Source organism: Pseudoalteromonas sp. S16_S37, from assembly GCF_014694405.1.
Lineage (GTDB): Bacteria > Pseudomonadota > Gammaproteobacteria > Enterobacterales > Alteromonadaceae > Pseudoalteromonas.
On the sequence record NZ_JAAUWV010000006.1, the window covers coordinates 87816 to 112732 of the forward strand.

The 24917-nt window shown below is 42.5% G+C and carries 20 protein-coding genes; 5 read left to right on the forward strand and 15 right to left on the reverse strand.

Annotation, left to right across the window (positions count from 1 at the left end):
- Positions 1 to 8: 8 nt before the first annotated feature.
- From HC733_RS05035 to HC733_RS05045, 3 genes are read right to left on the reverse strand one after another with little or no spacing between them, the layout of a single operon-like run.
- A complete protein-coding gene (locus HC733_RS05035) occupies positions 9 to 4925 on the reverse strand; it encodes a non-ribosomal peptide synthetase (protein WP_190363960.1) in 4917 nt (1638 codons plus the stop codon).
- Positions 4926 to 6953 carry an AMP-binding protein gene (locus tag HC733_RS05040; protein WP_190363961.1) on the reverse strand — a complete coding sequence of 676 codons (2028 nt, stop codon included), beginning with the start codon at positions 6951 to 6953 and terminating at the stop codon, positions 4926 to 4928.
- A gap of 56 nt (positions 6954 to 7009) precedes the next feature.
- Positions 7010 to 7996 (reverse strand): TauD/TfdA family dioxygenase, encoded by a 987-nt coding sequence (locus HC733_RS05045; protein WP_190363962.1) that lies wholly within the window; start codon positions 7994 to 7996, stop codon positions 7010 to 7012.
- A 522-nt stretch (positions 7997 to 8518) separates the two neighbouring features.
- Between HC733_RS05045 and HC733_RS05050 the strand changes: the two genes are divergently transcribed.
- Positions 8519 to 10729 (forward strand): TonB-dependent siderophore receptor, encoded by a 2211-nt coding sequence (locus tag HC733_RS05050; RefSeq protein ID WP_342365988.1) that lies wholly within the window; start codon positions 8519 to 8521, stop codon positions 10727 to 10729.
- A gap of 70 nt (positions 10730 to 10799) precedes the next feature.
- A complete protein-coding gene (locus HC733_RS05055; RefSeq protein WP_190363963.1) occupies positions 10800 to 12002 on the forward strand; it encodes a PepSY-associated TM helix domain-containing protein in 1203 nt (400 codons plus the stop codon).
- Between the two features lie 19 nt (positions 12003 to 12021).
- Here the strand turns inward: HC733_RS05055 and HC733_RS05060 are convergent, their stop codons facing one another.
- Positions 12022 to 12927 carry a TIGR01777 family oxidoreductase gene (locus tag HC733_RS05060; protein WP_190363964.1) on the reverse strand — a complete coding sequence of 302 codons (906 nt, stop codon included), beginning with the start codon at positions 12925 to 12927 and terminating at the stop codon, positions 12022 to 12024.
- Between the two features lie 132 nt (positions 12928 to 13059).
- Here HC733_RS05060 and HC733_RS05065 point away from each other — a divergent pair, with 132 nt between their 5' ends.
- On the forward strand, positions 13060 to 14082 hold the full coding sequence (locus tag HC733_RS05065; protein ID WP_190363965.1) for an AI-2E family transporter: 1023 nt from the start codon (positions 13060 to 13062) through the stop codon (positions 14080 to 14082).
- 6 nt (positions 14083 to 14088) lie between these two features.
- Here the strand turns inward: HC733_RS05065 and HC733_RS05070 are convergent, their stop codons facing one another.
- The 5 genes from HC733_RS05070 to HC733_RS05090 form a co-directional block, all read right to left on the reverse strand.
- Positions 14089 to 14499 (reverse strand): hypothetical protein, encoded by a 411-nt coding sequence (locus HC733_RS05070; protein WP_190363966.1) that lies wholly within the window; start codon positions 14497 to 14499, stop codon positions 14089 to 14091.
- Entirely contained in the window at positions 14486 to 15826 is a 1341-nt protein-coding gene (locus HC733_RS05075; protein ID WP_190363967.1) for an ATP-binding protein, read from the reverse strand. The genes HC733_RS05070 and HC733_RS05075 overlap by 14 nt, the downstream gene beginning before the upstream one ends.
- On the reverse strand, positions 15820 to 16494 hold the full coding sequence (locus HC733_RS05080; protein ID WP_190363968.1) for a response regulator transcription factor: 675 nt from the start codon (positions 16492 to 16494) through the stop codon (positions 15820 to 15822). The genes HC733_RS05075 and HC733_RS05080 overlap by 7 nt, the downstream gene beginning before the upstream one ends.
- Before the next feature lie 2 nt (positions 16495 to 16496).
- Positions 16497 to 16688 (reverse strand): PepSY domain-containing protein, encoded by a 192-nt coding sequence (locus tag HC733_RS05085; protein ID WP_238937439.1) that lies wholly within the window; start codon positions 16686 to 16688, stop codon positions 16497 to 16499.
- A gap of 131 nt (positions 16689 to 16819) precedes the next feature.
- A complete protein-coding gene (locus tag HC733_RS05090) occupies positions 16820 to 17119 on the reverse strand; it encodes a YciI family protein (protein WP_190363970.1) in 300 nt (99 codons plus the stop codon).
- 175 nt (positions 17120 to 17294) lie between these two features.
- Between HC733_RS05090 and HC733_RS05095 the strand changes: the two genes are divergently transcribed.
- Entirely contained in the window at positions 17295 to 18719 is a 1425-nt protein-coding gene (locus HC733_RS05095; RefSeq protein WP_190363971.1) for a sodium-dependent transporter, read from the forward strand.
- Positions 18720 to 18769: 50 nt separating this feature from the next.
- Here HC733_RS05095 and HC733_RS05100 read toward each other — a convergent pair whose 3' ends face one another.
- Positions 18770 to 19411: a CPBP family intramembrane glutamic endopeptidase gene (locus tag HC733_RS05100; protein ID WP_190363972.1), complete on the reverse strand. Its 642-nt coding sequence runs from the start codon at positions 19409 to 19411 to the stop codon at positions 18770 to 18772.
- 121 nt (positions 19412 to 19532) lie between these two features.
- Positions 19533 to 20114, reverse strand: a complete 582-nt coding sequence (locus HC733_RS05105) for an inner membrane-spanning protein YciB (RefSeq protein WP_190363973.1) — start codon at positions 20112 to 20114, stop codon at positions 19533 to 19535.
- Between the two features lie 137 nt (positions 20115 to 20251).
- Here HC733_RS05105 and HC733_RS05110 point away from each other — a divergent pair, with 137 nt between their 5' ends.
- Complete coding sequence (locus HC733_RS05110) at positions 20252 to 20542, forward strand: HU family DNA-binding protein (RefSeq protein WP_342365990.1); 291 nt, start codon at positions 20252 to 20254, stop codon at positions 20540 to 20542.
- Between the two features lie 6 nt (positions 20543 to 20548).
- On the opposite strand, the gene trpA is transcribed toward HC733_RS05110, so the two are convergent.
- Genes trpA through trpD form a run of 4 tightly spaced genes read right to left on the reverse strand, consistent with a single transcriptional unit; the run spans position 20549 to position 24914 of the window.
- Positions 20549 to 21355 carry a tryptophan synthase subunit alpha gene (gene trpA, locus HC733_RS05115; RefSeq protein ID WP_190363975.1) on the reverse strand — a complete coding sequence of 269 codons (807 nt, stop codon included), beginning with the start codon at positions 21353 to 21355 and terminating at the stop codon, positions 20549 to 20551.
- A complete protein-coding gene (trpB, locus tag HC733_RS05120) occupies positions 21355 to 22539 on the reverse strand; it encodes a tryptophan synthase subunit beta (RefSeq protein ID WP_190363976.1) in 1185 nt (394 codons plus the stop codon). The genes trpA and trpB overlap by 1 nt, the downstream gene beginning before the upstream one ends.
- Before the next feature lie 7 nt (positions 22540 to 22546).
- Positions 22547 to 23914, reverse strand: a complete 1368-nt coding sequence (gene trpCF, locus HC733_RS05125; RefSeq protein ID WP_190363977.1) for a bifunctional indole-3-glycerol-phosphate synthase TrpC/phosphoribosylanthranilate isomerase TrpF — start codon at positions 23912 to 23914, stop codon at positions 22547 to 22549.
- Positions 23907 to 24914 (reverse strand): anthranilate phosphoribosyltransferase, encoded by a 1008-nt coding sequence (trpD, locus tag HC733_RS05130; RefSeq protein ID WP_190363978.1) that lies wholly within the window; start codon positions 24912 to 24914, stop codon positions 23907 to 23909. The genes trpCF and trpD overlap by 8 nt, the downstream gene beginning before the upstream one ends.
- Positions 24915 to 24917 lie beyond the last annotated feature (3 nt).

Genomic DNA, 24917 nt, shown 5'->3' on the forward strand with positions numbered 1-24917 from the left:
TTGCTCATTTAATGCTGTGTCGGTTGCGTGCTGCGGCTACTAGGAAGTGTCAGCTCATTGAGTAAACGAATAAATGCTTGGTCGTCTATGTTGGCAAGCGTAAAGTCAGCCCCCGTCGCTCGTCCAAAATTGCTGTCGAGGCAGTGGGCAATAATTGCCATTAAGTTGTCGTTGAACGCTTGAACAATGTCGTCCATATTGCTAAAAGCGCTATGCAACTTGGGGTAACTCCAATGAATGTGCAGCTGTTGGTTTTCAACCAGAATATTAATATCTAGTAAATGTGCTCGGCGGTTGTTAGCGTCTCGAGTTGCTGGTACCAGTCCATGTTTGAGGCTAAAGTGCTCATTTATATCGTTGTTGCGACTTCCTAAGAAATTAAATGACACAAGATCGGAGTTTCCAGTCGTCATTACGTCGTTTTGGGGTTGCAAGTAGCGTAGCAAGCCATAGCCAATGCCTTTGTTTGGCATAAAACGTAATTGCTCTTTCGTCGCAATTATATTTCTTTCAATACAGCCGGTTACGCTAAATTTTTGCGCAAAACGAGTGGTAAACCAAGCAACGGTGCGTGAGACATCTTGCTCCTCCTGTTGCGCTAATAAATGTGCTTCTCGACCATGACCTTCAAGATCGATGGTAATTGCAGGTAGTTGCCAATGAGTACACAGCGTTTTTGTCAGCGCACTTAGCAACAACTCCTGAGTGCTGGTGTTGTAGGCTAAGTTAGCGTTGCTTAGCAGTTGCTTTGTCGTAGTGCTGTCAAGCGACGTCACTATCGTTTGTGCATCTTGGTATAGGTTGTCAGTTTGCTCAGCAAATAGCGCAGATGTCTGTAATTGAGACTGCCAATAGGTTTGCTGCTTCAAAATAGTTGGGTCGCTCGACAATTTAGTCAGATAGCGTTGCCATTGATCAAATTCATACTGAACATCAGGTAGTGTGTGAGACGTTCCTTGGCAGATAGCATGATAGGCGCTGAGCAAATCGTCCAAAATCACTTGCCACGAGAGGGCGTCAACAACAAGGTGGTGTGCGGTACATAACAAAACGTTATCGGTCTTAAAGTGTACAAATCTCACCAGTGGAGCTTGAGACAAATTAAATTGGCTTTGGAAAGTTTTAAATGTTGCCTCACACGCTGCTTGCGTTGTTTGCTGAACAGCATCTGCAAGCCACGCTTGTTGATATGGGTTGTACTGTTGCTGCCATTGTCCATTTGAGTTGCTAAAAGACAAACGTAGCGCGGCATGAGTTTGCAGTACTTGTGCAGCAGCTTGTTGCAACGCATTAAAGTTTAGTTCGCTATGAATATTGAGCTGAACTGATTGGTTCCAATAGTGGGGGTTTGCAAGCCGTTGCTCAAAAAACCAATGTTGAATTGGTGTTAAAGGAAAGGGTGCTTCACTGAGTTTTTCCTTATGCGGTGTTTGCTTAGCAGCAGGCTGATTTGAAAGCTGCAAATGCACCATGAGTTTAGCAACACTCTTATGGGTGAAGATATCTTTAGGCAGTAGTTGGATACCCGCTTTTCTTGCTTTAGCAACAAGCTGTAGGCTCAAGATTGAATCACCGCCAACCGCAAAGAAGTCATCATGTGCTTGAACATCAGGATTATTTAATGTTTCTCGCACAATCGTTAGAAGAACTTGTTGCTCTTTTGGTATGTTGGCTTCAATCAGCTGTGCGACTAACTTGCGTATAGTCTTGTATTCAAATAGCTGCTGAGGTTTGATGTTAATACTGTGTTTACGTGCTTGAGCAATGACTTGTAAGCCCAGGATTGAGTCACCACCAACACTAAAAAAGTCATCTTCCACACCGATGTTAGGGCGGTTCAGCAAAGATTGCCATATGTCGAGTAGTTGCTGCTCAAGTTTTAGATGTTCATCAGATAACGCAGTCGGTGCATCGGTTGCTCGTTGTGATTCAGTCTCGCGCTGTGCAACATCGTGAATGAGCGATTTTCGGTCAATTTTACCATTTGCTAGCCTTGGTAGTTGTTCTACTCGATACCATTGGGCAGGCACCATATAAGGAGGAAGTAATAAAGCTATCTGCTCTTTTAGTTGTTGTTGCTGTGGCTCATCAGCAACCACATATGCGATAAGCTGAGTTTGATTATCGTCATTTTTGTAAGCCACAACAGCGGCTTGTTCGATGTGTTGTTTGAGAGCAGCTTCCACTTCTCCTAATTCAACACGATAGCCACGGATTTTTATTTGGTCATCATTACGACCAAGGAAGTAGACCAAACCGTCATTGATTACGACGCTGTCGCCAGTGCGATACCATCGCTGACCTTGTCGCTCATAAAATTTCTCATCAGTCATCTGGCATTGATTTAAATAACCATTTGCCAGTGCCGGTCCGCCAATATGCAGTTCACCAGCGAGGCCTAGAGCTTGTAATTGGCCGCTCGCATCGACGACTTTTATGTCGTAGTTTTGTAGAGGCGAGCCAATAGGCGCAGTGGTTGTAGCTGGATGCTCGGACACCTTGTGTACTAGGGCACCAATTGTGGCTTCAGTTGGTCCATAGTGATTAAATATCTCAAGTGAAGGCGCATAATCTTTAACCGCTGCAATAACTTGTTGCGTTAATGCTTCGCCACCAAATATCAGGGCTTGAGAAGGAAGTAGCGCTGCATTTGACTCAGCTTGTAATAAACCATAAAAGTGCGACGGTACGATTTTCAAACAATCTATAGGATACTGTTTGAGTTCATTTACCAATGCTTGGCTGTCTAATGCAAGATGCTCGTTTAAGATGCGATATTCTCGACCAGTCAACAGCGCGCCAAAAAGAGCGGTATAACCTAAATCCGCACTATGTTTAGACAAACTGGTCATGCTTGCCGTTTGGCTTAAAGGTATTGCGTGGCTTAGGGCATTGACATAATGTACCAAGTTGCTGTGGGTGAGCTGGACCGCTTTAGGTTGGCCCGTCGAGCCTGATGTGTAAATCAGATACGCTTCATCTTGAGGACTTACCTGAGGCTGTGCAACCAATGGATAATTTGTGGTATCAATGTGTGTTAACTGCTCACCACTTAGATAGGTAAGGTATGTATCCTTACCTGGGTGAGGATTGTCGTCGACAAGTAACTTTAGACTGGCGTCTTGCACAATGTAATCGACACGTTCAGCTGGCCACTGCGGATCAAGTACTAAGAATGAGCCGCCTAATTTCCAACTTGCCAGCATTGCGATAACTTGTGCGCGGCTTCTTTCGAGTGTAATACCTAGCCTATCACCTTGGCCAAAGCCGTGTTTGCTTAGTGTAATGCAAGCTCGCTCAACGAGCGCGTTTAGCTGTATATAGTCAACTTGATGTTCTTGCTCACTGAGCGCAATATGGTGAGGTGTTTGCTCAACTTGAGTAACGAACGCTTGCCAAGCGGTATTGTTAATTGGCTTATTTTTTACAGCCGTTAATTTTGCTGCAAGTGAACAAGGGCAGCTCTGTAAGTTGCAATAGGTGATTGCTGCATCGTTGAGCAGCTGTTCAACCCAATGCATAAACATGGCTTGAAAGGTTTCAACCGTTTGCTGCTTATATAAACTGTTGTTAAAGCGCCACTTACATGTGAATGTCTCGTTGTGATCGACGACAACAAGATTTAATTCATGGGCTGCACCACGCTGCTCAGCCAACAGCTCTTGCTTTATTTGCTCGTCAACCCAGTGATCAACATGGGTGCTGTTGAGCGTAAACATATGCTGAAATACAGGACTTCGCTGAGATTCTCTATCGATATCTAGTTGGTCAACTAGCTTTGCGAATGGATATTGTTGGTGTTTTAGCGCCTCAGTGCTCTGCGCTTTGACGTTCATTAAGAATTGTTCAAAACGCTCAGATGGGTCAATTTTGCAGTTGAGGGCTAATGGGTTTACTGTATAGCCAACAATTTCGGCATCTTCAGGAGTTAGGCGACCGGCACTGGGGGTACCGATGACAAATTGAGTTTGTCCTGATAAGCGCGCCATAAACCATTCAAACGCCGCTAACCACCAAATATATGGTGTGATATTATTCGCGCGGCAAAATGCTTTTAGCTTGCTGGCAAACTCACGTGACGTTGTGCTGTATAGCTCTTTTCCTGCCGAGTCCATGTTGGCTTGATAAGCAAAGTCAGTGGGTAGATTCAAAGGCGAGATTGAAGCTAACGAGTCTAACCAAAACTGTTTATGAGTGTCATCTAAAGTCGTCGCTTGGCGTTCACTCCACTTTTGGTAAGAGTGACTAGGATAATTTCGCTGGGTTGTGGTTTTTCCACTTAGTAAGCGAATGAAATCTCTACGAATAATATCAAAAGAGATAAAGTCTGCTGCAATGTGATGGATAGTTAAGCTTACAAAACATTGTATTTCATTGGGTGTTCCGCAGATATGATTATGTGCTAATGCGATATGGCAAGTTTTGTGTTGATCCGGCGCAAGCAATGTATCTGCTTGTTGCTCAAGCCAATCATTGAGTTGTGCTTTGTTGATATTCTCAAAATCATAAAAGTCAGCTTTGGCAGGCTTAAACTCATTGAGCCACTGTACAGGCTCACCATCACGCTCACCGTAATTTAATGCAAGCACTGGATGAATCGCGCATAGCTGCGCAAACGCAGTATTGACTTGCTCTGTGGTATAAACCTCATTTAACTCAATTGCATACGCCATGTTGTAGGCAACACTTTGCGGACGTAAACGATACAAAAACCACAAAGCCCGTTCATTGGCGCTTAGTGCACGAGCATCATAATAATTTGGCTGCGCATGTAATAATGAGAGTAACTGTGGCTTATGTGCTTTTAGGCGTTCAATAAGCTGAGGTGTCATAACTCCTTTGTCGGCTTTAAAGCTCAAGTTGCCATTGACGGCACTGAGTTTTATCCCTTTTTGCCAACATTCTTTAAGCAATGCTTGCGCCATTTACAACACTCCTTCTGTTGGGGTTTCGTTAGCTGCAGTTTGGTTTTTCTGTGCATACTGTGCTGCTAAGTAAGTCGCTAGTTGCTCAATGGTCGGATAACTTAAGACACTTTCAATTCTTATACTCAACGCGAGTTGTTTAGATAACTCATTTACGAGTGACATCGCATCGATGGAATCGAGGCCTATTTGCATGAGATGCTGAGAAGGGGATAGTGTGGCAATCGATTGCGATAATCGATGACTGATCCAGTGTATTACCCAGTTTTCTATACTTTTATTGTCATAAGCGTGCAGTGGTGCAAGGCTGACTTCACTAATGGCAGGCTGTTGCCATTGCGCTACCGCGTTGAGTTCGCCATTGATATAAGCTTGTTTACAGGCTAATCGCTGGATTTTCCCTGAGCTAGTTTTGCTCAGTGAGGCTGGCCTTATGAGTACAATCGCTGTAACTCTCAACTCATGCTCTTGGGCGATGATGGCTCTTATTTGTTTAAAGATAGGTTCATAGTCATGCAACCTCATCGACTCTCTGGTTAATTCTTGAACGACGACTATTTCTTTGCTGTTATTGGCATGAGTAACTTCGAATACCGCTGCGCCATGGGGGGTCAGTAGTTTGCTCAGTGATAATAAGGAATGCTCGATGTCTTGAGGATAATAGTTACAACCATGCACAATCAGCATCTCTTTTTTACGACCAGTCACGTAAAGCTGTTGTTGGTCAACAAAGCCAAGGTCGCCGGTTGCCATGAAACCAGGCTCTCCTTCAATGTTTAAATTGAATGTTTGTTCATTAAGCTCAGGTTTTTGCCAGTAGCCACGTGTTACGCTGTCGCCTTTATACATAATTTCACCAATTTGCCCATCGGCAAGCGGGAGGCGTGTGGCTGGGTCAACTATGCGCAGCGGCATCTGTGTTATGAGTTTGCCTGAACTGGGGATGTTTCTGCCTGTTGAAGGTGCTATTTTTACTTTATCAACGCTGAGCGCCTGACTATCAACACTCAGTAGCTTAAACGAATGATTGATGGGCGTTGCAGTAACGAGCAAGCATGCTTCGGCCATGCCATAGCAAGGTTTAACCGCTGTCTTCGATAGTCCTGCGCTATGAAAATTATCATAAAACTTTTCAAGCGTTTGTGCATTAATCGGCTCTGCACCATTGACGAAAACGCGCAATGAGGAAAGCTCAAGCGATGATTTTTGTGACTCTGTTACTTTTTCGGTCGCTAAATCGAAGATGAAGTTAGGTGCTGCTGTTATGGTTGCTTTAAGGTCAGTGATGGCCTGCAGCAGAATATAGGGGTTTTGTGCAACTTTTGCTGACGCTAAGAAGTATATGGTTGCACCCGCTCTGAGAGGTGATAAAGTGGCGCCAACACAGCCCATATCGTGGTACAGCGGTAACCAATTGATTAAGGTATCAGATTGACACATTTCAAAACTATCAATAATCAGGCCAGTGTTACAAAGCAAGTTGTGATGCGACAACATTACGCCTTTTGGCTGCCCTGTAGAGCCTGAGCTGTATTGTAAATAGGCAATATCGTGGGTATCGATATTTTCGGCCTGCCACAAAGTGGCATCGTTAATATTTAACTGATCTGCAAAGATAGTATTAATATTTAAATCGTGCGCTTCGCACCAATCTTTTGTCGCTTCGCTATCGTCGCTTAAGCATATAAGGGTATTAGGTTGGCAGTCTTGAACAATACTATTTAGTCTTCGCCAATCACGTGCTTTGCGACGAGCAGGGTAAATCGGTACAGCAATTACGCCAGCGTAAATACAAGCAAAAAATGCGACAACATAATCAATACCATTTGGTATCAGAAGCATAACTCTATCGCCAAACTTATTGTGTTGTGAAAGCGTGTAAGCGAGCGCTTTAGCGCGCTGTGCCAGTTGAGAGTAGCTGAGCGCTTGATTATCGCTACCTTGATACTTAGCCAGTGCAATATGATTGGGAATAGTTTGTGCGTGGTGCTCTAGTACTTGTTGCCAGTTACCAAAATGACCTTTCATGTTCTTTACTCTTTTAAGTCTGGTTGTAATATGGTTTTTTAGGTGCGAGTGTTGATTTAGCGTTGTTCGCTATAGCCTTGTGCCATGGCTACAATGACTTTTCTATCACCGCTGAAAGTACTTCGACCGTGCGCGGCAAGCATATTGTCGAGCATCATGATGTCGCCTTTTTGCCAAGGAAAGCTGACTTGACACTGGCTAAGGACTTGTCGAATATGCTGCAGATCTTCATCTTTGATAGGGCTGCCATCGCCGTAATAGACGTTTCTTGGGAGGTTTTCTTCACCAACAATCGAAATGAGTGTTTCTTTGATATGTTCATCTAGATTGGAGACATGAAATAGATGAGCTTGATTGAACCAAACCTTTTCGTGGGTGCTTGGGTGAGTTGAAACCGCTTGGCATATTTGCCTTGTTTGCAGTTCTCCATCTTCTTTCCATATACATTCAATATGGTTCTTGGCACAAAATGCCTCAACTTGCGTTTTGTCTGATGTGCCGAAAGCTTGCTGCCAAGACAGGTCTAGGCCATTACCGTAATTTCGGACATATAACAGGCCATGCTCTGCAAAACGTGCACGAATGGCGGGGGCAATGTTGTCGTATACTCGTCGACTATCGGCAATAGGGGTCTCACCATCTTTTTCTGGCGCGATTTCGCAATGAAACCAAATCTTTAATGGCCAACTCAAGGTATAAGCCTGTTCATTGTGTAATGGGATCACCTGATGAGCTGGATATTCAGTAGAGGTATAAACACCACTGGTCACTTCATTTCGCGGAGTAGAAGCATAGTCATAATTCAACAAATCATGCCCAAATGAACGTGCAAAGGCATTAAAGTCATCAGCGCCATTTACACTAAAGCCTCTAAACAAGAGCCCTCCTTGAATATGCAACAGCTGTTCAACAAGTTGCTGTATGTCATCGATACAATCTTGCCAAATTGGGCTATTAATAGGCTGAACGAGTACAGGCAAACCAGATGAATGGAAAGTATGGTCTACAGAAATTGACTTAAAAGTCAAAGGGTTACTTGGCATGGCGAATTCCCTAAAAAAACTATGACAAATCGCTGTTCGCTATTTAAGGCAATAGCAGCGAGATAGAGTGGGGTATGATAAAGGAAAAAAACAAGATAGCAACAATCTAAATGATAATAGTTTCTATTTATAGTTGTGTGTTTGTACCTTTATTGCCGTTTTATAGGGTTGTGGCACTACGTTGAGGAGCCGTTGTTTTTAGGTGTTGACATTCTTTTGTTCAGGAGCGTTTGATTGAAAAAAGTTAATAATCCAGTGGTCGAATGCTACTTTCTTGTAATACAAGCAGATATATCAGAAACCTCGCCAGAGTTATGAATAAATTAATTACTGCAAAGTTCCGCAAAATTATTTGCAAATGAAAACTGTTTTCATTAACATGCGCAAAACTAAATAATAAATACGAATATATATCATTATCAAATGTGTTCCGTTAACAGGCTCTTTAGTTGGCTGAACGCACAATAGTAAACGTATTGGTAAACATTTTTATTGTCTCTTTGACCGCATTAGGAGTGCTTTGTGAAACAACCTTACACAACTGCTTTGTTTAAAAAATCGATTATTGTTATGGCTGTCGCTTCGGCCTTGTCACCAGCCTTGTCTGTAGCGCAACAGAGCGATATTGAAGTAATTACAGTTAAAGGCCGTGCTGCTCAATTTTATTTTGTTGAACAAGCGACGATGGCTACGAAAACACCAACAGATTATATGGACCTTCCACAATCTGTGCAGGTGTTGAGTAAACAATTAATTCAAGACCAAGCTGCGCGTCAAACAACCGATCTTTACCGTTCTATTTCGGGTGTTACTCAATTTAGCTATTCAGGTGTAACAGCCCGTGGTTTTAGACAAGACCAAGTAAGGTATGACGGTGTACAGGGCGACCCATTCTCAGGCTTTTCTATTCCACAACTATTTAATGTTGAGCGCGTTGAAGTGCTAAAAGGGCCAACAGGTATGCTTTATGGCGCAGGTCAACCAGGTGGATTACTCAATTATGTAACTAAGAAACCAAAGTTCGAACAAAGCGCACAAGTAGCACTTTTTACAGGCAATGATGAACTATTAGGTGGCCACGTTGAAACGACTGGTACGCTCAGTGAAAATACACTTGCTTATCGAGTCGCAGGTTTTCACCAAGATAAAAATAGCTATCGCAACAACGCTGAAGAAACAAACACCTTGTTGTCAGCGGGCCTAACCTGGTATGCCAATGATAAAACTGAATTAATATTTCAATATGATCATATAGACCAATCATTAGTTGGCCATCGCTTACGTGGTGTTCCGGTTGATGATAACGGCCACTTTTTAACTGACATCAGCTACAATGCCAATGAAAAGTCTGATTTCCAAGATTTGAAAGCTGACGTATATCAATTGACTGCCAATTTTGATTTAGCCAATAACTTAACCAATACTACCGTCATTCGTGGTTTTAGTAATGAGCGCACTCAACAATATCATGAGAATTTAGGTTTAATTGGAGATTTATCTGAGGCGAAAAAAGAGCAGTATCTGCCTGTATTAGATATGTTGGGCTTTGCAACGCAAGACACGGCGATGATGCGTCAATTTAGAGATCAAGAGCGAAGCAGTGATGAATGGAGCGTAACAACAGACTTTGTCTATGAGACAACGTTTGCAGGCGTTGAGCATATGTTCTTATTTGGCGCTGACTATGCCAAGGCTGATCAAGACTTTGAGAACAAGGTAAGTGACTTAACAAGAACGCTTAATCCTAAAAATTATACAAATCCTCAAGATATGTTTAATCGAGAGAATCATGTTCCTACACTTGATATTGTAAACCCTGTGTATGGTGCTGACACAAGTAAGTACATGCGTATTAACGCGGCGCTTCAAAAGACTCAGAGCCAACGCCAAGGTGTGTATGTGCAAGATCAAATACGTTTGAGTGAACAATGGATTGCAATTGCTGGCCTTCGTTATGATAGTTTTGAAGACAAACAAGGGACAAAGAAAGTCAGTGACAACAAGTTGAGTCCTCGCGTTGGTGCAATTTATCAGCCGAACGAGAATATGTCGCTATTCGTTAATAGATCAGAAGGCTTTAGCCCGCAGTCATTGAGTCAACAACCTGAATCAGGTGAAATATTTGGCCCAGAGTCGAGTGCGCAGCATGAATTTGGCATTAAGAATATTTGGCTAGACGGCAGCTTAACAACCACATTTTCAACCTATCATATTGTTAAAGATGATGTGGCGGTGAGTAACCCAAATTACGTTGAAGGTAGTGGTTTACCTGAACAGTTACAAATTGGCGAAGTTACCAGTAAAGGTATTGAAATCGATGTTATTGGCGATATTACAGAGCATTTAACGGGGACGATTAACTACGCATACAACGATGCCACCATCACAGGTGGTAACCCAGTTGATATTGCTAATACGGTTGGTGATGAATTCGCAAATGCGCCAGACCATACCTTGGGTATGTGGGCGCGATATGCGTTACCTAACCTCAATTCTTCAATTTCACTTGGCTTTGACTATGTAGATGAGCGAGTGAGTTTAAGTGGTCAAACGGTAAAATCATACGTAACTTGGGATGCGAGTTGGCAAACGCAAATCGAGAATTTTGAGATTCAACTTAATCTTAAAAATATCTTTGATAAAGAGTATGCAACAAGTGGGTTTAATAAACGAAATGGCCATTTCCCTGGTGAACCTCGAAGCATAGTGTTGCAAGTAAGCTACACGCTTTAATCAGCAAGACTAAATATTGAGACCCCATTTATTGGGGTCTTAACGTTTTAAATGCAGATGTAACGATACAATGAACAAAAAATCTTGGTACAAATGGCATAGTTTAGCCGGTATTAAACTCTCAATCCTGATTTGCTTTATATTAGTAACAGGCACTTTGGCGGTTATTTCCCATGAAATAGATTGGTTAGCTAATTCTAGTAAGCGAGTTTTACCCGCTGTGGATTCATCTAATGTGAACTGGTCAGCAGTATATAAAGCAGCAAATGCACACCAGCGCACTAATTCTATTCAGAGTATTCATTCGCCCATTGATGACTGGTTTGCTGTTGAAGTGATCACCGTGGATGAGCAAGGGATGAGGCATCGAGAATATTACCATCCAATTACGGGAGCATATCAAGGGGATGGCCGCTGGTATAATTGGCAGCGGTTTTTTAGGATGGCTCATCGCCACCTTATGATGCCAACCATATACGGGACATCAATTGTTGGTGTTATGGGTTTATTGATGTTCTTTTCGCTTGTTTCTGGCTTTTTTATGTTTCCCAAGTGGTGGAAGAACTTTTTTAGGAAACCTCGCACACAAAATCGCAAAGTTTTTTGGAATGATTGCCACCGATTGTTTGGTTTATGGTCCAGTTGGCTGTTATTGGTTGTTTGCGTAACTGGTGTTTGGTACTTGGCGGAACTTTGGGGTTTAGATGCAGATTTCCCAATGCAGCAAGATCACATTCAAATGGGGCAGCAAGACCCTATTATGCCCAGTCAGGCCGTATTTGATAAGACACTAGCGCGTGTAAAGGATTACCATGACATGCAAATAAAGGCGGTTCTGATGCCTTCAAAGAGGTGGAATACCCTTATTTTTCAAGGGCAGAACGACACTGTGTTGGTGCGAGATAGGGCGAATAACGTGATTTTTAATCCGCTGAACGGAGACTATATTTCACGGCGCTATGCGCAAGAACAGTCTTTACATGTACGTATTTCTGAGGCGGCCGACCCGTTGCATTTCGGTACGTTTTACGGAATTTCTAGCAAAATTGTGTACTTCATTTTTGGTTGTGTTTTAAGTGCGTTAGCTATTTCAGGTACCTATATGTATGGCTTAAAGCTAGTTAGGCAACACCGTGAATTACCAATAAAACCCACATACGTATGGCGACAGTCATGGCAAGGTATGCACTATGGTAGATGGTTAAGTCTCTTGTTGATAGTCATTTGTCTTATTTTGACCATCATTCTTTTTACCAATATTGTCGCGCTTTAAGGCATCCTTTTTAGGCCTGTTAGTTATCTCTAACTATCAGGCTTGTCATTGCGTCATTAATGTCACTAAACCTAAAGCGATACCCAGCACGTTGCAAGCGCTTTGGTACAACAGCTTGTCCAAAAATAAGCAAATCTGCCATTTCTCCAAAGAGCAATCTCAAGATTTTTTCTGGCATAGGAAATAGCATTGGCCTGTTGAGGGCATGACACAATGCTTTGGTAAAATCTTGATTACTGACAGGGTTTGGTGCTGTAGCGTTAAAGACCCCACTTAACTCATGGTGCTTTAGCAGATACAAAATGATGTGAGTCATGTCATCGATATGGATCCAAGACATCATTTGTTCGCCGCTGGCAAGCTTACCTCCTAAACCGAGTTTAAAAGGTAACAGCATTTTACCCAGCGCGCCGCCGTGTTGGCTAAGAACAATCCCAGTTCGTAAGATACAAACCCGTGTGTTTGAACTTTGAGCACTTAATGCAAGCTCTTCCCACTGTTTACATAAAGAGTGGCTAAACTCTTGATTTGGGTTTTCCCAGCGTTCGTCTATGAGGACATGATTACTTTGTCGGCCATAATAACCAACGGCACTACCTGAGATGAATGTATGGGGAGGGGTTTGCGCTTGCGCTATTTTATTAACGATTTGTGCCGTAATATTGATACGACTGTCGAGAATTTGTTGTTTTTGTTGCTCGGTCCAACGTTTATCCGCAATTGGCTCTCCGGCTAAATTGATGACAGCATCAATATTGTTGAAGTCAACATCATCTAAAGTATCTGTGCAGGTTACGCGGTTTTTAAACTGCCCCTGAGCTTTTGGCACATTGCGTGTTAACACACATACTTGATGCTTATTATATAGAAATCGGCATAGCTTATCGCCAATTAAACCCGTTGCACCAGTCACCAATATATTCATACAAAACACTCAGTCAATTAAAGTTTATCTGTTAAGTGTAGGTAATTTACGGAAAATACCGAATAAAGATCATAGCGTTTTATTTTGTATGGTATTGCTTTAAACTCAGTAAAAAAATATAAGGGAAATAGTGTGTCGTCATTATCTGGACTAAATAAGAGCCTTGTCGTGTTAGCTTCTCTGGTCATCGTGTTAGCGGGAGTGAAGCTTGCCAGTGACATTATTGTGCCTTTCATATTGGCCGCATTCATTGCGATTATATGTAATCCGCTATTAAAGTTTTTCGCCCGTTTTCATATTCCCAAAGGAATCGCCATTATTATCGTTATTTGCCTTGTGCTTGGCATTGGCACAAGTATAGCGGGGCTCGTAGGGCAATCTGTAAATGACTTTTCCCAGCAATTGCCCAGCTATAGGGAGCAGTTGCAAAGCAAGTTTTTGTGGCTCGTCGATACCGCCGCGCAGCACAATATTTTGATTGATAAACAGCAAATTATTTCGCTGTTTGACCCTGGCAAAATGATTGATATGGCATCTTCCATGCTTACTGGGTTTGGTGGTGTTATGGCCAACGTATTTTTAATTATTCTTACAGTGGTATTCATGTTGTTTGAAGCGCCAACGATCACCAATAAGGTACACCTAGCGCTTGATGACCCTGAAATGAAGATCAAACAAATAGATAGATTTTTAGAGTCCATCAATTCCTATCTTGCAATAAAAACCATGGTTTCGTTAGGGACGGGTCTGTGTGCCTCGTTACTATTATGGTTGTTAGATATTGACTACTTCATCTTATGGGGCGTGGTCGCTTTTTTACTTAACTATATTCCAAATATCGGTTCGATTATTGCGGCCATTCCCGCTGTGCTGTTAGCACTTCTTACGCAAGGGCCATTGATAGCAGGAATTGTTGCCATAGGCTACGTCACTATCAATACCGTTATGGGTAATATCGTAGAACCTAAGTATATGGGCAGAGGATTGGGTCTATCAGCGTTGGTAGTGTTTCTGTCATTGATTTTTTGGGGATGGTTACTAGGCACAGTGGGTATGTTGTTGTCAGTTCCTTTGACAATGGTGGTAAAAATAGCACTAGAAAACAGTGAAGATGGCCGCTGGCTAGCAACCATGTTAGGCAGCAGCGAAGAGTAATCAGACTTAGTAGGGATGTTGCAAGTCTTCAATGTGTTTACGCAGTAGCCTAATGGTGCATTTTTTGTGCGCTGCCGACGCTCTAATAGAGTTAGGTAGCGTATACAAATAGCGCCATTTACAGGTATCTTCAGCATACTGCTCATGATAAACAATGCTTCTTTTAATTATGGTCATTAACTGTGTGTTACCAGTTTGCTCTTGTATCAGCTCAATATCGTGTAAAAGTTTGTTTATCCAGCTTTGTTGATGCCTGCGTAGCACGTCGATATTGCTATCTAGACATTTGATATACACTTTTGACTCAGCAGGAAGGTAACTCTCTAAGGAAGAGCAGTCAGAAAGGGTGATCTCTGGTGTGTTTGCAATCGCAGCTAGCGGCATTAAGCAAACAAACGAAACACTAATTTTTGTCATAATTGAATTCAATTAAAAACCTGGCACCTGCAAACTTAGAGCTTCCTATCTCAATATTACCGTGGTAAGAGTTAACTAAGTCTGACACAATCGCCATCCCGACGCCGTGACCAGCTTCGTACGTATCCAAACGACTACCTCTTTTTAGCAATTCCGAGCGTTGATGCACTGGTATTCCTGGGCCATCGTCTTCAATATCAAGCTGAAGCGTTTTATATTTATCAAAACGCACACTTATATCTACACGTGTACTACACGCTTTACATGCGTTGTCGATAACATTGCCCAAAATTTCCATCAAGTCGGTTTTGTCACCTAAAAAAGCAATCTTGTCATCGCACTGCGAATTAAAAATTATCTCCTTTTCATGATAGACCTTTTTCATGGCATTTAAAATTGAGTCGAGAATTGGTTTTACTCTTGTTTGCTTTTTCCAAGTGTCGGAGGCACCTGTTGCGGCCCTTTTTAATTGATGTTCGATCATGGCATTAATTCTATCTAGCTGTTCTTGCGCATCGAGATCTTTTGCTAATTCGCTAGATTTTAATACCGCCAGAGGCGTTTTAAGGGCGTGCGCTAAGTCACTCAACGAAGCGCGATAGCGCTCCTTTTGACGTCGCTGTGAATCGAGCAGCAAGTTAAGGTCAGACTTTATGGTAAGCAGCTCTTTTGGGTAGTCGCCGCTGATTTTATCAACTTGACCAGCTTCAACAGCCTTTATTTCTTTATCTAGCCTTTGCAGTGGGCGTGCACTCCAAATAAACCCAATCGCCATTAATGCCGCAATAATGACGCCCATGACCAAAGTCCAACTGATGAGGGTATTTCTAAAGCCGGACATCAATTTTACCAGCGCCTTATTATCTTTTAGCAATATAAAGCGCGCCTGCTGAGAGAAGTCAGCATTGCCTAAAATAACGGTCAAGCTTAATTGCCAGAATTGTCCAGCACCGTAATCGACTAATTTAAACTCAGCGGCCCCGGCCTGGCGGTCATCGAATATTGGTGAAATTGATAGATTCACGGCAGACTCTGAGTACCAGACTAAATCTTGGCCTTGATAGATAAGTGCAAAAGTATCGGAATTAATTCTATTTAATTCGGGAGCGAGAATTGTGCGTGGCATTTCTAAACCATCTTCTACAAACTCTACTTCAGAGATCAAAGAGTATAGATGTGCCTCGAGGGTTTTCTCGGTCGCTTCCACTAAAGAGGCATGATAAGCGCGGCCAATTGCGAAAAATAAAGCGGGTAGTGCGACTATAAGCACAAAGACAAGGATAAATCCTTGTCTTATTTTAAGGGAGATTTCGGCTGCTTTTACCACTGAGTTTTAAACCTGTATCCTCTACCACGTAGTGTTTCAACTGGGTTTAAACTGCCATCAGGGTCGAGCTTTTTGCGCAGTCTTAAAACAAACACTTCAATAACGTTTGAATCTAAATCAAAATCTTGGTCGTAAATATGCTCAGTTAACTCTGATTTTGAGATCACTTTTTGAGGATTAACCATCATATATTCAAGTACTTTGTATTCGTACGCAGTCAATGATAACTCTTGCTCGTTAACCCAAACCTGCTGCGAGCGAGTATGGATCTTAATAGGTCCAATGCTAATTTCAGGGTTGGCTTGGCCCGCGCTTCTGCGAATAAGTGCATTACAGCGCGCGATGAGCTCTTCAACATGAAATGGTTTAGTTAGGTAGTCATCTGCACCCGCATCTAAACCCTCAACTTTGTCTTGCCAACGATCTCGCGCAGTTAAAATCAAGATTGGTATTTTAACACCGGCGGCACGTGCTTGGCGTATAAGCTCAATACCATCTAACTTTGGTAGACCTAAATCGATCACTGCCATATCTAGTGGGTATTCAGTGATATGAAATAATCCAGATTCACCATCGTGGCATAAATCAATACTGTATCTTTCTTTTTCTAATGCACTGCGTAGGTTTTCGGCAAGTTGAATATCGTCTTCGATTACTAAAATTCGCATTTTTAATCCTTTGTAACAGCTCCGGTTTTTTTATCAACATGAATGTCAATAACGCGGCCGTCGGTTTGTAAAATTCTGACTACGAAACTGTCACTTTGTTCAGTGATCTTAAGTGTTCGCCCTTGATACTGAGCGAGCGCTAGTTCAATGGCTTGTTTTTTATCTATATTTTTTCCTGCATCGGTTGCATTCACGATTTGAGTGCAACACAGGCAGACAAAAATTAGAAAACAAACTGACAATCGCATTTTACTAAGCTCCACGGTTTGGATTGCTTAACTTCTTGTGCAAATCCTACGACAGGGGGAATTAACCAAAACTGAATCTAAGGGAGTACTCTTTTATATGGTTTAACAATGCTGTTAGCGTATACGCCAGCTTCGATATAAGGATCAGCATTAGCCCAAGCTTGAGCTTGCTCCAAAGATGCAAATTCTGCAATGACGAGTGAGCCTGTAAATCCTGCAAGACCGGGGTCTTCACTATCTATGGCTGGTAACGGACCTGCTGCAAACAAACGATTTTGTTCTTTTAATTCTGTTAAACGGGCAAGGTGTGCAGGGCGTGTTGCTAGGCGTTTTTCTAAAGAGTTTTCTACATCTGTAGAATAAATCATATAAAGCATAGAGAAAGGTTCAATGTTAAAACAAAATAAGTGCTTATATTAGTCTGCTTTACTCTATATTGTAAATCCTCAAGGCTATTTGTTGCCTGCTTTGTCCTTAAAGACTTGAAAAGCCCACGCCAAGGCTGGTAGAGTCGCTCGGATATTTATAAAAAATAATAATAAGGTTTTCCACATGAGTGCAAATCGTGAGCATTTTAGCTCTCGACTAGGTTTTATACTTGCCGCTGCCGGATCAGCGGTTGGTATAGGTAACTTGGTCGGTTTTCCTGTTTCAGCTACAAAAAATGGTGGTGGCGCTTTTTTAATAGTGTATGCCTTATTTGTTGCATTTATTTGTTTGCCAGTAATGATGGCGGAAATGGCAATGGGCAGAAAAGCGCAAAAAGACCCTTATGGTGCTTATAAGGCACTTTCTGGTGGTGATAAGCGTTGGTCTATTGCCGGTGCTTTAGCCGTCCTGACGCCATTTATGATAGCTGTATTTTACATGGTTATCACCGTTTGGATCTTCGGTTATTTGGCACAAACGGCGATGGGTAATCTAGATGCATTGGCAAACCCAAGCCACTTTGGACAATTTATAAATCAAAGCAGTGTCTTTTGGTACATGTTGTTGGTTGGTGTGATTGTTAACTTGATTTTAGTTGGTGGCGTAAAAGAAGGGATTGAGAAAGCTGCTAAGTTTTTAATGCCTTCGTTATTTGTGCTGCTGATTGGCTTAGTTGTGTATGTACTGACACTAGATAATGCAATGGCTGGGGTACGTTATTACATCGTTCCTGATTTTTCAAAAATGGACGCCAGCGTGCTTAACGGCGCGTTATCGCAAGCATTCTTTTCACTGTCTTTAGGGATGGGGATTTTAATGACCTATGCCTCTTATATTTCAAAGAATGACGATATTGTAGGTGGCGCAAAGATGGTGGCTATCACCGACTCTTTAGTGGCTTTTATCGCAGGTCTGATGGTTCTACCTGCAATATTTAGCTTTAACCCTGCAACCAATACTGATGAGTTATCTGAGTCATCAGTGTCGATGATTTTTGAATTTTTACCAAAAATATTATTGGCGCTACAAACGGATATCGGTTACGTAGGTGCATCTATCGTTGCATTTGTTTTCTTCTTACTGGTATTTTTTGCTGCAATCACCTCTTTGGTGTCAATCGTGGAAGTACCAACGGCTGCATTGATGGAAGAAAAATGCATCAGTCGTAAAAAAGCACTCTTGATCTTAGCCGCTACAACAGGTTTGTTGACCGTGCTATGTACCATGTCATTTGGTATGGTTGATTGGTTAACCAAGTTTGTTAGCTATGGTGGCGCAGACAAGAGTATGTTTGACCTGGTTTATGACGTATTCTACGACACTATCTTGCCGTTAAATGGTTTGATGGTTTGTTTATTCGTGATTTATCGCTGGAAAAAGTCAAACTTAAATGCAGAGCTAGAGCAAGGCTGTGAAAAATATAAAGGCAGCTTTGGTGAGAAGTACGTGAACTTTTCACTATCTACTTTTATCCCAGTGGTTTTATTGGTTATTTTTATCAATACCGTTGCAACTAAATTCTTTGCATTTAGTATATTTGGCTTCTAAGCAAAACTCAGCCAAATAACCACAACGCCGAGCCTAGCCTCGGCGTTTTGCTAAAAAGTCATGCCAGAATCAAGGTATTGACCCATTCCTAAGGTAAATATCCATAATCCCCATAAGCTGTGTTCAAGCACACACACCATCAATGAACGGCTATGCGCATAGGTATACGAAAATAGTAGGCCGCCTGCAAATGACAATGCAATTGCTACCCAGTTATCGTAAACGCAATGGGCTAGCGCGAATACTGCTGCACTGAGTACGATTCTTGTACTTTTTTTAGGCAGTATACGTTTGTATCGATGGAAAAAATAACTCCTAAAAATAAGCTCTTGAGGCAACACCGAGAGTATCGGGTAGGCGATGAGTAAATACAGCCACTGTGTGGTGGAATTAAGGGGCAGTGCAAACCAATTTTCTTGATTAAATAAGCCATATAACATCGCTGAGAACAAAGCGCCGACGAAGAAGGTGGTGAATAGTCGACGTTTAATTGTAGAGAACTGACCTAAGCTTGTGAGTCGAAAGCGTTTAAAATGGGGGTCGCTAAGTAGTAGGAAGCTGCATATGATCATCAAAGTAATTAATGCAGGGAAAAGCCAGTTAGCGAGATGATCACGGAAAATGTAAGCCAAGGTTGGCAAACAAAAAAAGATTAAAAGTAGTTCACACCAGCGGTATTGACTTGCGTTCAAGGGCATGCTCTTTTTTAACTTAGTTTAAAAAAACTATAGCAGTAAAAATGCCCTTGAAAGTGACATTATTTAGACATTGTGGCTCTTTGATGAACTTATTACGCTCTTTATCTAGCGCGACTTAGTTGTCATCGGGAAGATACTTATAAATCCTTGCCATGGTTATTAAAATAGCCACGAAGGTTATTCCCATTAAGCCAAATACTTTAAAATTCACCCAAGTATCTAGTGAAAAGTTGTACGCAACATACAAGTTAAGTGCTGAAATAAAAGCCAGTAAGATCATCCACATAATATTAAGTTGCTCACATACTGATTTAGGTAACGGCACATCGAGTTCAGAGCTTTTACCTTGCTCTTTTTCATTAACTGATTTGAGCAGGCCTAACAACGCCTTTTCTACCAGGTTCTTTTTAAAAAAGTAACGTGAGACCAACAAAGACAGTGACAATAGGGCATATATCACTGTCGCTTTCCACATAATAAAGTGCTCATCTTGGAATAAAATTGTCATTCCACCCAAAACTAGGGCGATGGCAAAAAATACCCAGTGCCTTGTTGCGATTTTGCCGCTGTGAAAATAATGATATGCAAGTTGAATAACTGAAGAGGCGATTAAAACGCCAGTAGCCCAATAGATATCTACAAATTTGTAAACCGCGAAAAATAAGATCAGAGGAAGGTATTCAAGCAATGTGGCCATTAAGCTCACCTATTTAATTATAATGACTCGTTTTTACCAAGTTCCTTAGCGAAGTTCAAGATTGACATTGTGTTGCTAAGTCCTTAGCCTCAGCGGCTTTTATGTTTGTGCAGCGAGTTTTGCTGCATTATTAAGCAATCCAGAATGAGAGTAGTATGAACAAATCTGAATTGATAACCACGATGTCAGCACACAGTGCGCTAACAAAGAAAGACTCACAAGCAGCACTAAATGCATTGTTAGCAGTAATAAAAAAACGTTTGGCTGAAGGAGATCAGATGCCGATTGCTGGATTAGGTACTTTTGCTTTGAGCTATCATCCAGCTAAAGCTGGGCGTAATCCAAAAACCGGAGAAACCATTATCATTGAAGGGGCAAATAAGGTGCAGTTTAAAGCCGCTAAGGCGCTCAAAGACGCCCTAGCGTAAGTATGATTAGCGCAGTGTTGCCGCTTTCATTGTGCTAACAAACTGTTTGAGTTCATTGAGCATCGTACTTGGACTATCCAAGTGCTGCTCAATAATTTTAACAACAGCAGAGCCACTGATAGCGCCAGCTGCTCCAGAGTCTAATGCTGCTTTAACGTGCTCGGGTGTGGATATACCAAAGCCAAGCAGTGCTGGTGCTGCGTGATACTCTTTAAGTTTGGTGATCATCGAGTCAGCGGGCATTTGCGCACTTGTTTCTGTGCCTGTTACGCCGGCTCTAGAGAGTAAATAAGTGTAGCCACGACCGTAGCTTGCACATTCCCTCAGCGTGTCATCACTAGCATTAGGCGTGGCGATAAAAATAGGTTCGATACCAACATTTTGCGCTGCGCGACGAAACAGTTTTGATTCATGTAAAGGCACGTCTGCAACCAAGATAGAGTCGACACCAGCTTCTTTGGCTTGCTGATAAAACGTCTCAATGCCTTTGGCAAAAATAAGGTTAGAGTACAGTAACAAGCCGATTGGAATGTCATTATTGTACTGGCGTACCTGTTTAATAATATCAAAGCAATCTTGTGTATTGATATGTTGCTCAAGCGCGCGGATATTCGCAGCTTGGATAACTGGGCCATCAGCAATGGGATCTGAGAAAGGAATACCTAGCTCTAAGGCATCTGCACCGCCGTCTATCAAGCTTTTAATGATATCTAAGCTTAACGCTTTGTTAGGATCGCCAATAGTGACAAATGGTACAAACGCCCCTTGATCTTGCTCAGCCAAGGCATTAAATGTTTGGGCATAGCGGCTCATTAAAGTTCTCCTCGCTCATTTAAAACTTGATGTACATGGGTTAAGTCCTTATCGCCACGGCCACTTAGATTGACCACAATAATGGTGTCTTCATTTTGTTGCTCAGCATATTTGAGCGCATATGCAAGGGCATGACTTGACTCAAGTGCAGGAATAATGCCTTCGTTTTTAGCCAAAGATTGAAACGCGTTCAAGGCCTCAGTATCTGTTATAGCTACATATTGCGCACGACCACTTTCGTGTAAAAACGCGTGTTGTGGCCCAACAGCAGGGTAATCCAGACCTGCAGACACCGAATAAGACTCTTCAATTTGCCCGTCACTATTTTGCATGATGTAGGTATAAGCGCCGTGCAGTATGCCTTTACTGCCTTTACAAAGTGCCGCACCATGCTCTTGCGTATCCAAGCCTTTACCAGCAGGCTCAATGCCAACAAGCTTAACACTTGGCTCATCGATAAAATCACTAAACATACCAATGGCATTTGAACCGCCACCAACACAGGCCATAACCACATCGGGTAAGCGACCTTCAGCTTCTAATACTTGCTGTTTTGCCTCTTCGCCAATCATTTTTTGGAATTCACGTACAACCGTTGGGAATGGGTGAGGGCCAGCGGCAGTGCCTAGTAGATAGTGGGCAGTTTTATAATTCGCTGACCAATCGCGCATTGCCTCGTTTACCGCATCTTTTAGTGTGCCAGAACCTGCTGTGACAGGTATAACTTCGGCGCCCATCAAACGCATTCTAAACACATTGGGTTGTTGGCGCTCAACGTCTTTTGCACCCATATAAACACGACACTTTAAACCCAATAAAGCGCAAGCTAATGCTGTGGCAACACCATGCTGACCAGCGCCGGTCTCTGCAATGACCTCGTTCTTACCCATGCGCTTTGTTAGTAACGCTTGTCCCAAAACTTGGTTAGTTTTATGCGCACCACCATGGAGCAAGTCTTCACGTTTTAGATATAGCTTTACCTTGGGGTTTTTTACTAAGTTACGCGTTAAAGTTAAAGGCGTTGGACGACCCGCGTATTCGTTTAGTAGCTTTTGAAACTCCTGTAAAAACTCAGGGTCTTTTTGCGCTTTATTAAACTCTTGCTCAAGTTGTTTGAGCGCAGGGACCAGTAACTCAGGGACAAACATGCCCCCAAAGTCACCAAAATATGCTGCGTTGTTCATTTCCACCTCAATAATTTCTAATGTTTGTAAAAGCGTGCTGAATTTTGTCATGACACTTTTTACCGGGGCTAAGTTCAACCCCTGAATTTAAATCTAACCCTTGAGCACCCAGCTGTGCGGCGGCTGCGACGTTATCTGGATTAAGCCCACCTGCAAGCATAAAGTTATTGGCAACTTGCTCAGACAATAATTGCCAATCAAATGACTGACCCGTACCACCGAAGCCAGCGTCGGTTTTGGTATCGTATAGGTGTTTATCAACCCCTTTGACTGGATTGGGCAGCGTATCGCTGACGCCCTGTGCTTTCCAGATCTGGCAGTTAACAGGCAGTCTATTTCTTAGGCTTGCTATATAATCTTCATTTTCTTGGCCGTGTAATTGTACTGCGGTTAGCTTTAGCGTTTGCGCATATTCTGCCACTTGTTCTTCATCGGCGTTGACAAATACCCCAACATAACTAAGCGGTGCACTATCGACAATGGCTTTGGCGCAGTCTAAATCGACATAACGCTGTGATTTAGGATAAAAAATTAACCCGCCATAGAGGGCGCCAGCTTCGTAAGCCGCTTGTGCATCTTGGCAGCGGGTAAGCCCGCATACTTTGTTTTCGCCCAGAATAAGCTTACGACAAGCTGTATCCAAGTTTTGCTCAGCCATAAGCGAACTGCCCACCAAAAAGCCACTGCATAACGGCGCGAGTCGTTTTACATCCTGATGGGTGTAAATACCTGATTCAGAAATGACCACTTTATCATTGGGAATTAACGTGCGAAGTCGCTCGGTTGTGGCCAAGTCAGTACTTAAATCTCTGAGATTACGGTTATTAATACCGATAATTTGTGCATTTAGTTTAAGAGCTCGCTCAACCTCGGGCTCGTTACTTACCTCAGTTAACACGGCCATGTTTAAAGATTTTGCAACGTCTGCTAAAGCAAGGTATTGCTGATCATCAAGGACAGATAGCATAAGCAAAATGGCATCACCACCGTTTAGGCGAGCCAAGTAAACTTGGTATTCATCAATAAAAAAGTCTTTACAGATCAGCGGTTGTTCTACTTTTTGTCGCACATAACTTAAGTAGTCAAAACTACCTTGAAAGTACTTCTCGTCAGTCAGAACGCTGATACAACTGGCATAGCGTTTGTATACACTGGTGATCTCATCTAGATCAAAATGTGCTCTGATCAACCCTTTAGACGGAGAGGCCTTTTTACATTCTAAAATAAATTGCGTGCCGGGTTTTGCCAGCGCACCATAAAAGTCACGGGTTGTAGGTTGCACTTTATCTTTGAACGACGCCAGTGGAAAACTTGCTTTGCGTTTTTGTAGTTCTATTTGTTTATCGGCGACAATTTTGTCGAGCACATTAGCCATGATTACTTACCTCTACGATCTGTGCTAGTTTTTCATAGGCAATGCCTGAACTAAGCAGTTCCAGTACGTGCTGCGTGGCAGCTTTAAAGCTATCTGCTTTTTGTTCCATCACCAGTAATGCTGCAACATTCGCTGCTATTGCAGCGTTGTGAGCTGCATTGCCTTGGCCTTTTAAAATATCAATACTGGCTTGTGCATTATACTCTGGCGTATCTCCGGCTATGTCGGCAAGCGAATAGTTTTCAAGACCAAAGTCTTGCGCGCTGAGCGTGTAGTGTGTCAGCTTGCCATGGTTAAGCTCAGTCACTAAGGTTTCACCATGTAAGGCAATTTCGTCGGTGCCTGCACCATGTACCACCATTGCGCGTTCAGTACCTAGCGCTTTTAATGTTTCTGCCATTGGTGTGCATAGCTGTGGATCATATACGCCCAGCAGTTGTGTTTGGGGGGCTGCAGGGTTTGCAAGTGGACCTAGAATATTAAAAATAGTGCGTGTTTTTAAAGTGGTTCTAACTGGCATGGCATGTTTCGTACCTTGGTGATAATTAGGCGCAAATAAAAACGTAAAACCAGTTTGAGCTAAACACCGGCTGGCTGCATCGCTGCTCATATTTAGGTTGATGCCAAGTGCCGCCAGTAAATCGGCCGAACCCGATTTACTTGATACACTGCGGTTGCCATGTTTAACCACATTCAGACCGCAAGCGGCACCCACAATTGCCGCAGTGGTACTGACGTTAATGGTATTGGCACCATCTCCTCCTGTGCCACAGCTATCAACACAGCGCAAACCTTGTGTGTTAAAGGGCTGTGCATTGCTGCGCATTGCATTGGCTGCTCCGGCAATCTCTTGCGCCGTTTCACCTTTGATTTTCAGGGCAACTAACACAGCTGTTAGTTCAATGTCGTTAAGCTGCCCACGCATAATGTCGTTAAATAGGGCGCTGCTTTGTGCAAAATCGAGCGACTGCTGTGCGAGTAAAGAATTGATACTATCCATGGT

Excerpts from the sequence above, each read along its gene's own strand:
- HC733_RS05035 (WP_190363960.1), bottom strand. The coding sequence starts at position 4,925 with ATGGCGCAAGCATTGCTTAAAGAATGTTGGCAAAAAGGGATAAAACTC.
- HC733_RS05040 (WP_190363961.1), bottom strand. The coding sequence starts at position 6,953 with ATGAAAGGTCATTTTGGTAACTGGCAACAAGTACTAGAGCACCACGCA.
- HC733_RS05045 (WP_190363962.1), bottom strand. The coding sequence starts at position 7,996 with ATGCCAAGTAACCCTTTGACTTTTAAGTCAATTTCTGTAGACCATACT.
- HC733_RS05055 (WP_190363963.1), top strand. The coding sequence starts at position 10,800 with ATGAACAAAAAATCTTGGTACAAATGGCATAGTTTAGCCGGTATTAAA.
- HC733_RS05060 (WP_190363964.1), bottom strand. The coding sequence starts at position 12,927 with ATGAATATATTGGTGACTGGTGCAACGGGTTTAATTGGCGATAAGCTA.
- HC733_RS05070 (WP_190363966.1), bottom strand. The coding sequence starts at position 14,499 with ATGACAAAAATTAGTGTTTCGTTTGTTTGCTTAATGCCGCTAGCTGCG.
- HC733_RS05080 (WP_190363968.1), bottom strand. The coding sequence starts at position 16,494 with ATGCGAATTTTAGTAATCGAAGACGATATTCAACTTGCCGAAAACCTA.
- HC733_RS05090 (WP_190363970.1), bottom strand. The coding sequence starts at position 17,119 with ATGCTTTATATGATTTATTCTACAGATGTAGAAAACTCTTTAGAAAAA.
- HC733_RS05095 (WP_190363971.1), top strand. The coding sequence starts at position 17,295 with ATGAGTGCAAATCGTGAGCATTTTAGCTCTCGACTAGGTTTTATACTT.
- HC733_RS05105 (WP_190363973.1), bottom strand. The coding sequence starts at position 20,114 with ATGGCCACATTGCTTGAATACCTTCCTCTGATCTTATTTTTCGCGGTT.
- trpA (WP_190363975.1), bottom strand. The coding sequence starts at position 21,355 with ATGAGCCGCTATGCCCAAACATTTAATGCCTTGGCTGAGCAAGATCAA.
- trpB (WP_190363976.1), bottom strand. The coding sequence starts at position 22,539 with ATGAACAACGCAGCATATTTTGGTGACTTTGGGGGCATGTTTGTCCCT.
- trpCF (WP_190363977.1), bottom strand. The coding sequence starts at position 23,914 with ATGGCTAATGTGCTCGACAAAATTGTCGCCGATAAACAAATAGAACTA.
- trpD (WP_190363978.1), bottom strand. The coding sequence starts at position 24,914 with ATGGATAGTATCAATTCTTTACTCGCACAGCAGTCGCTCGATTTTGCA.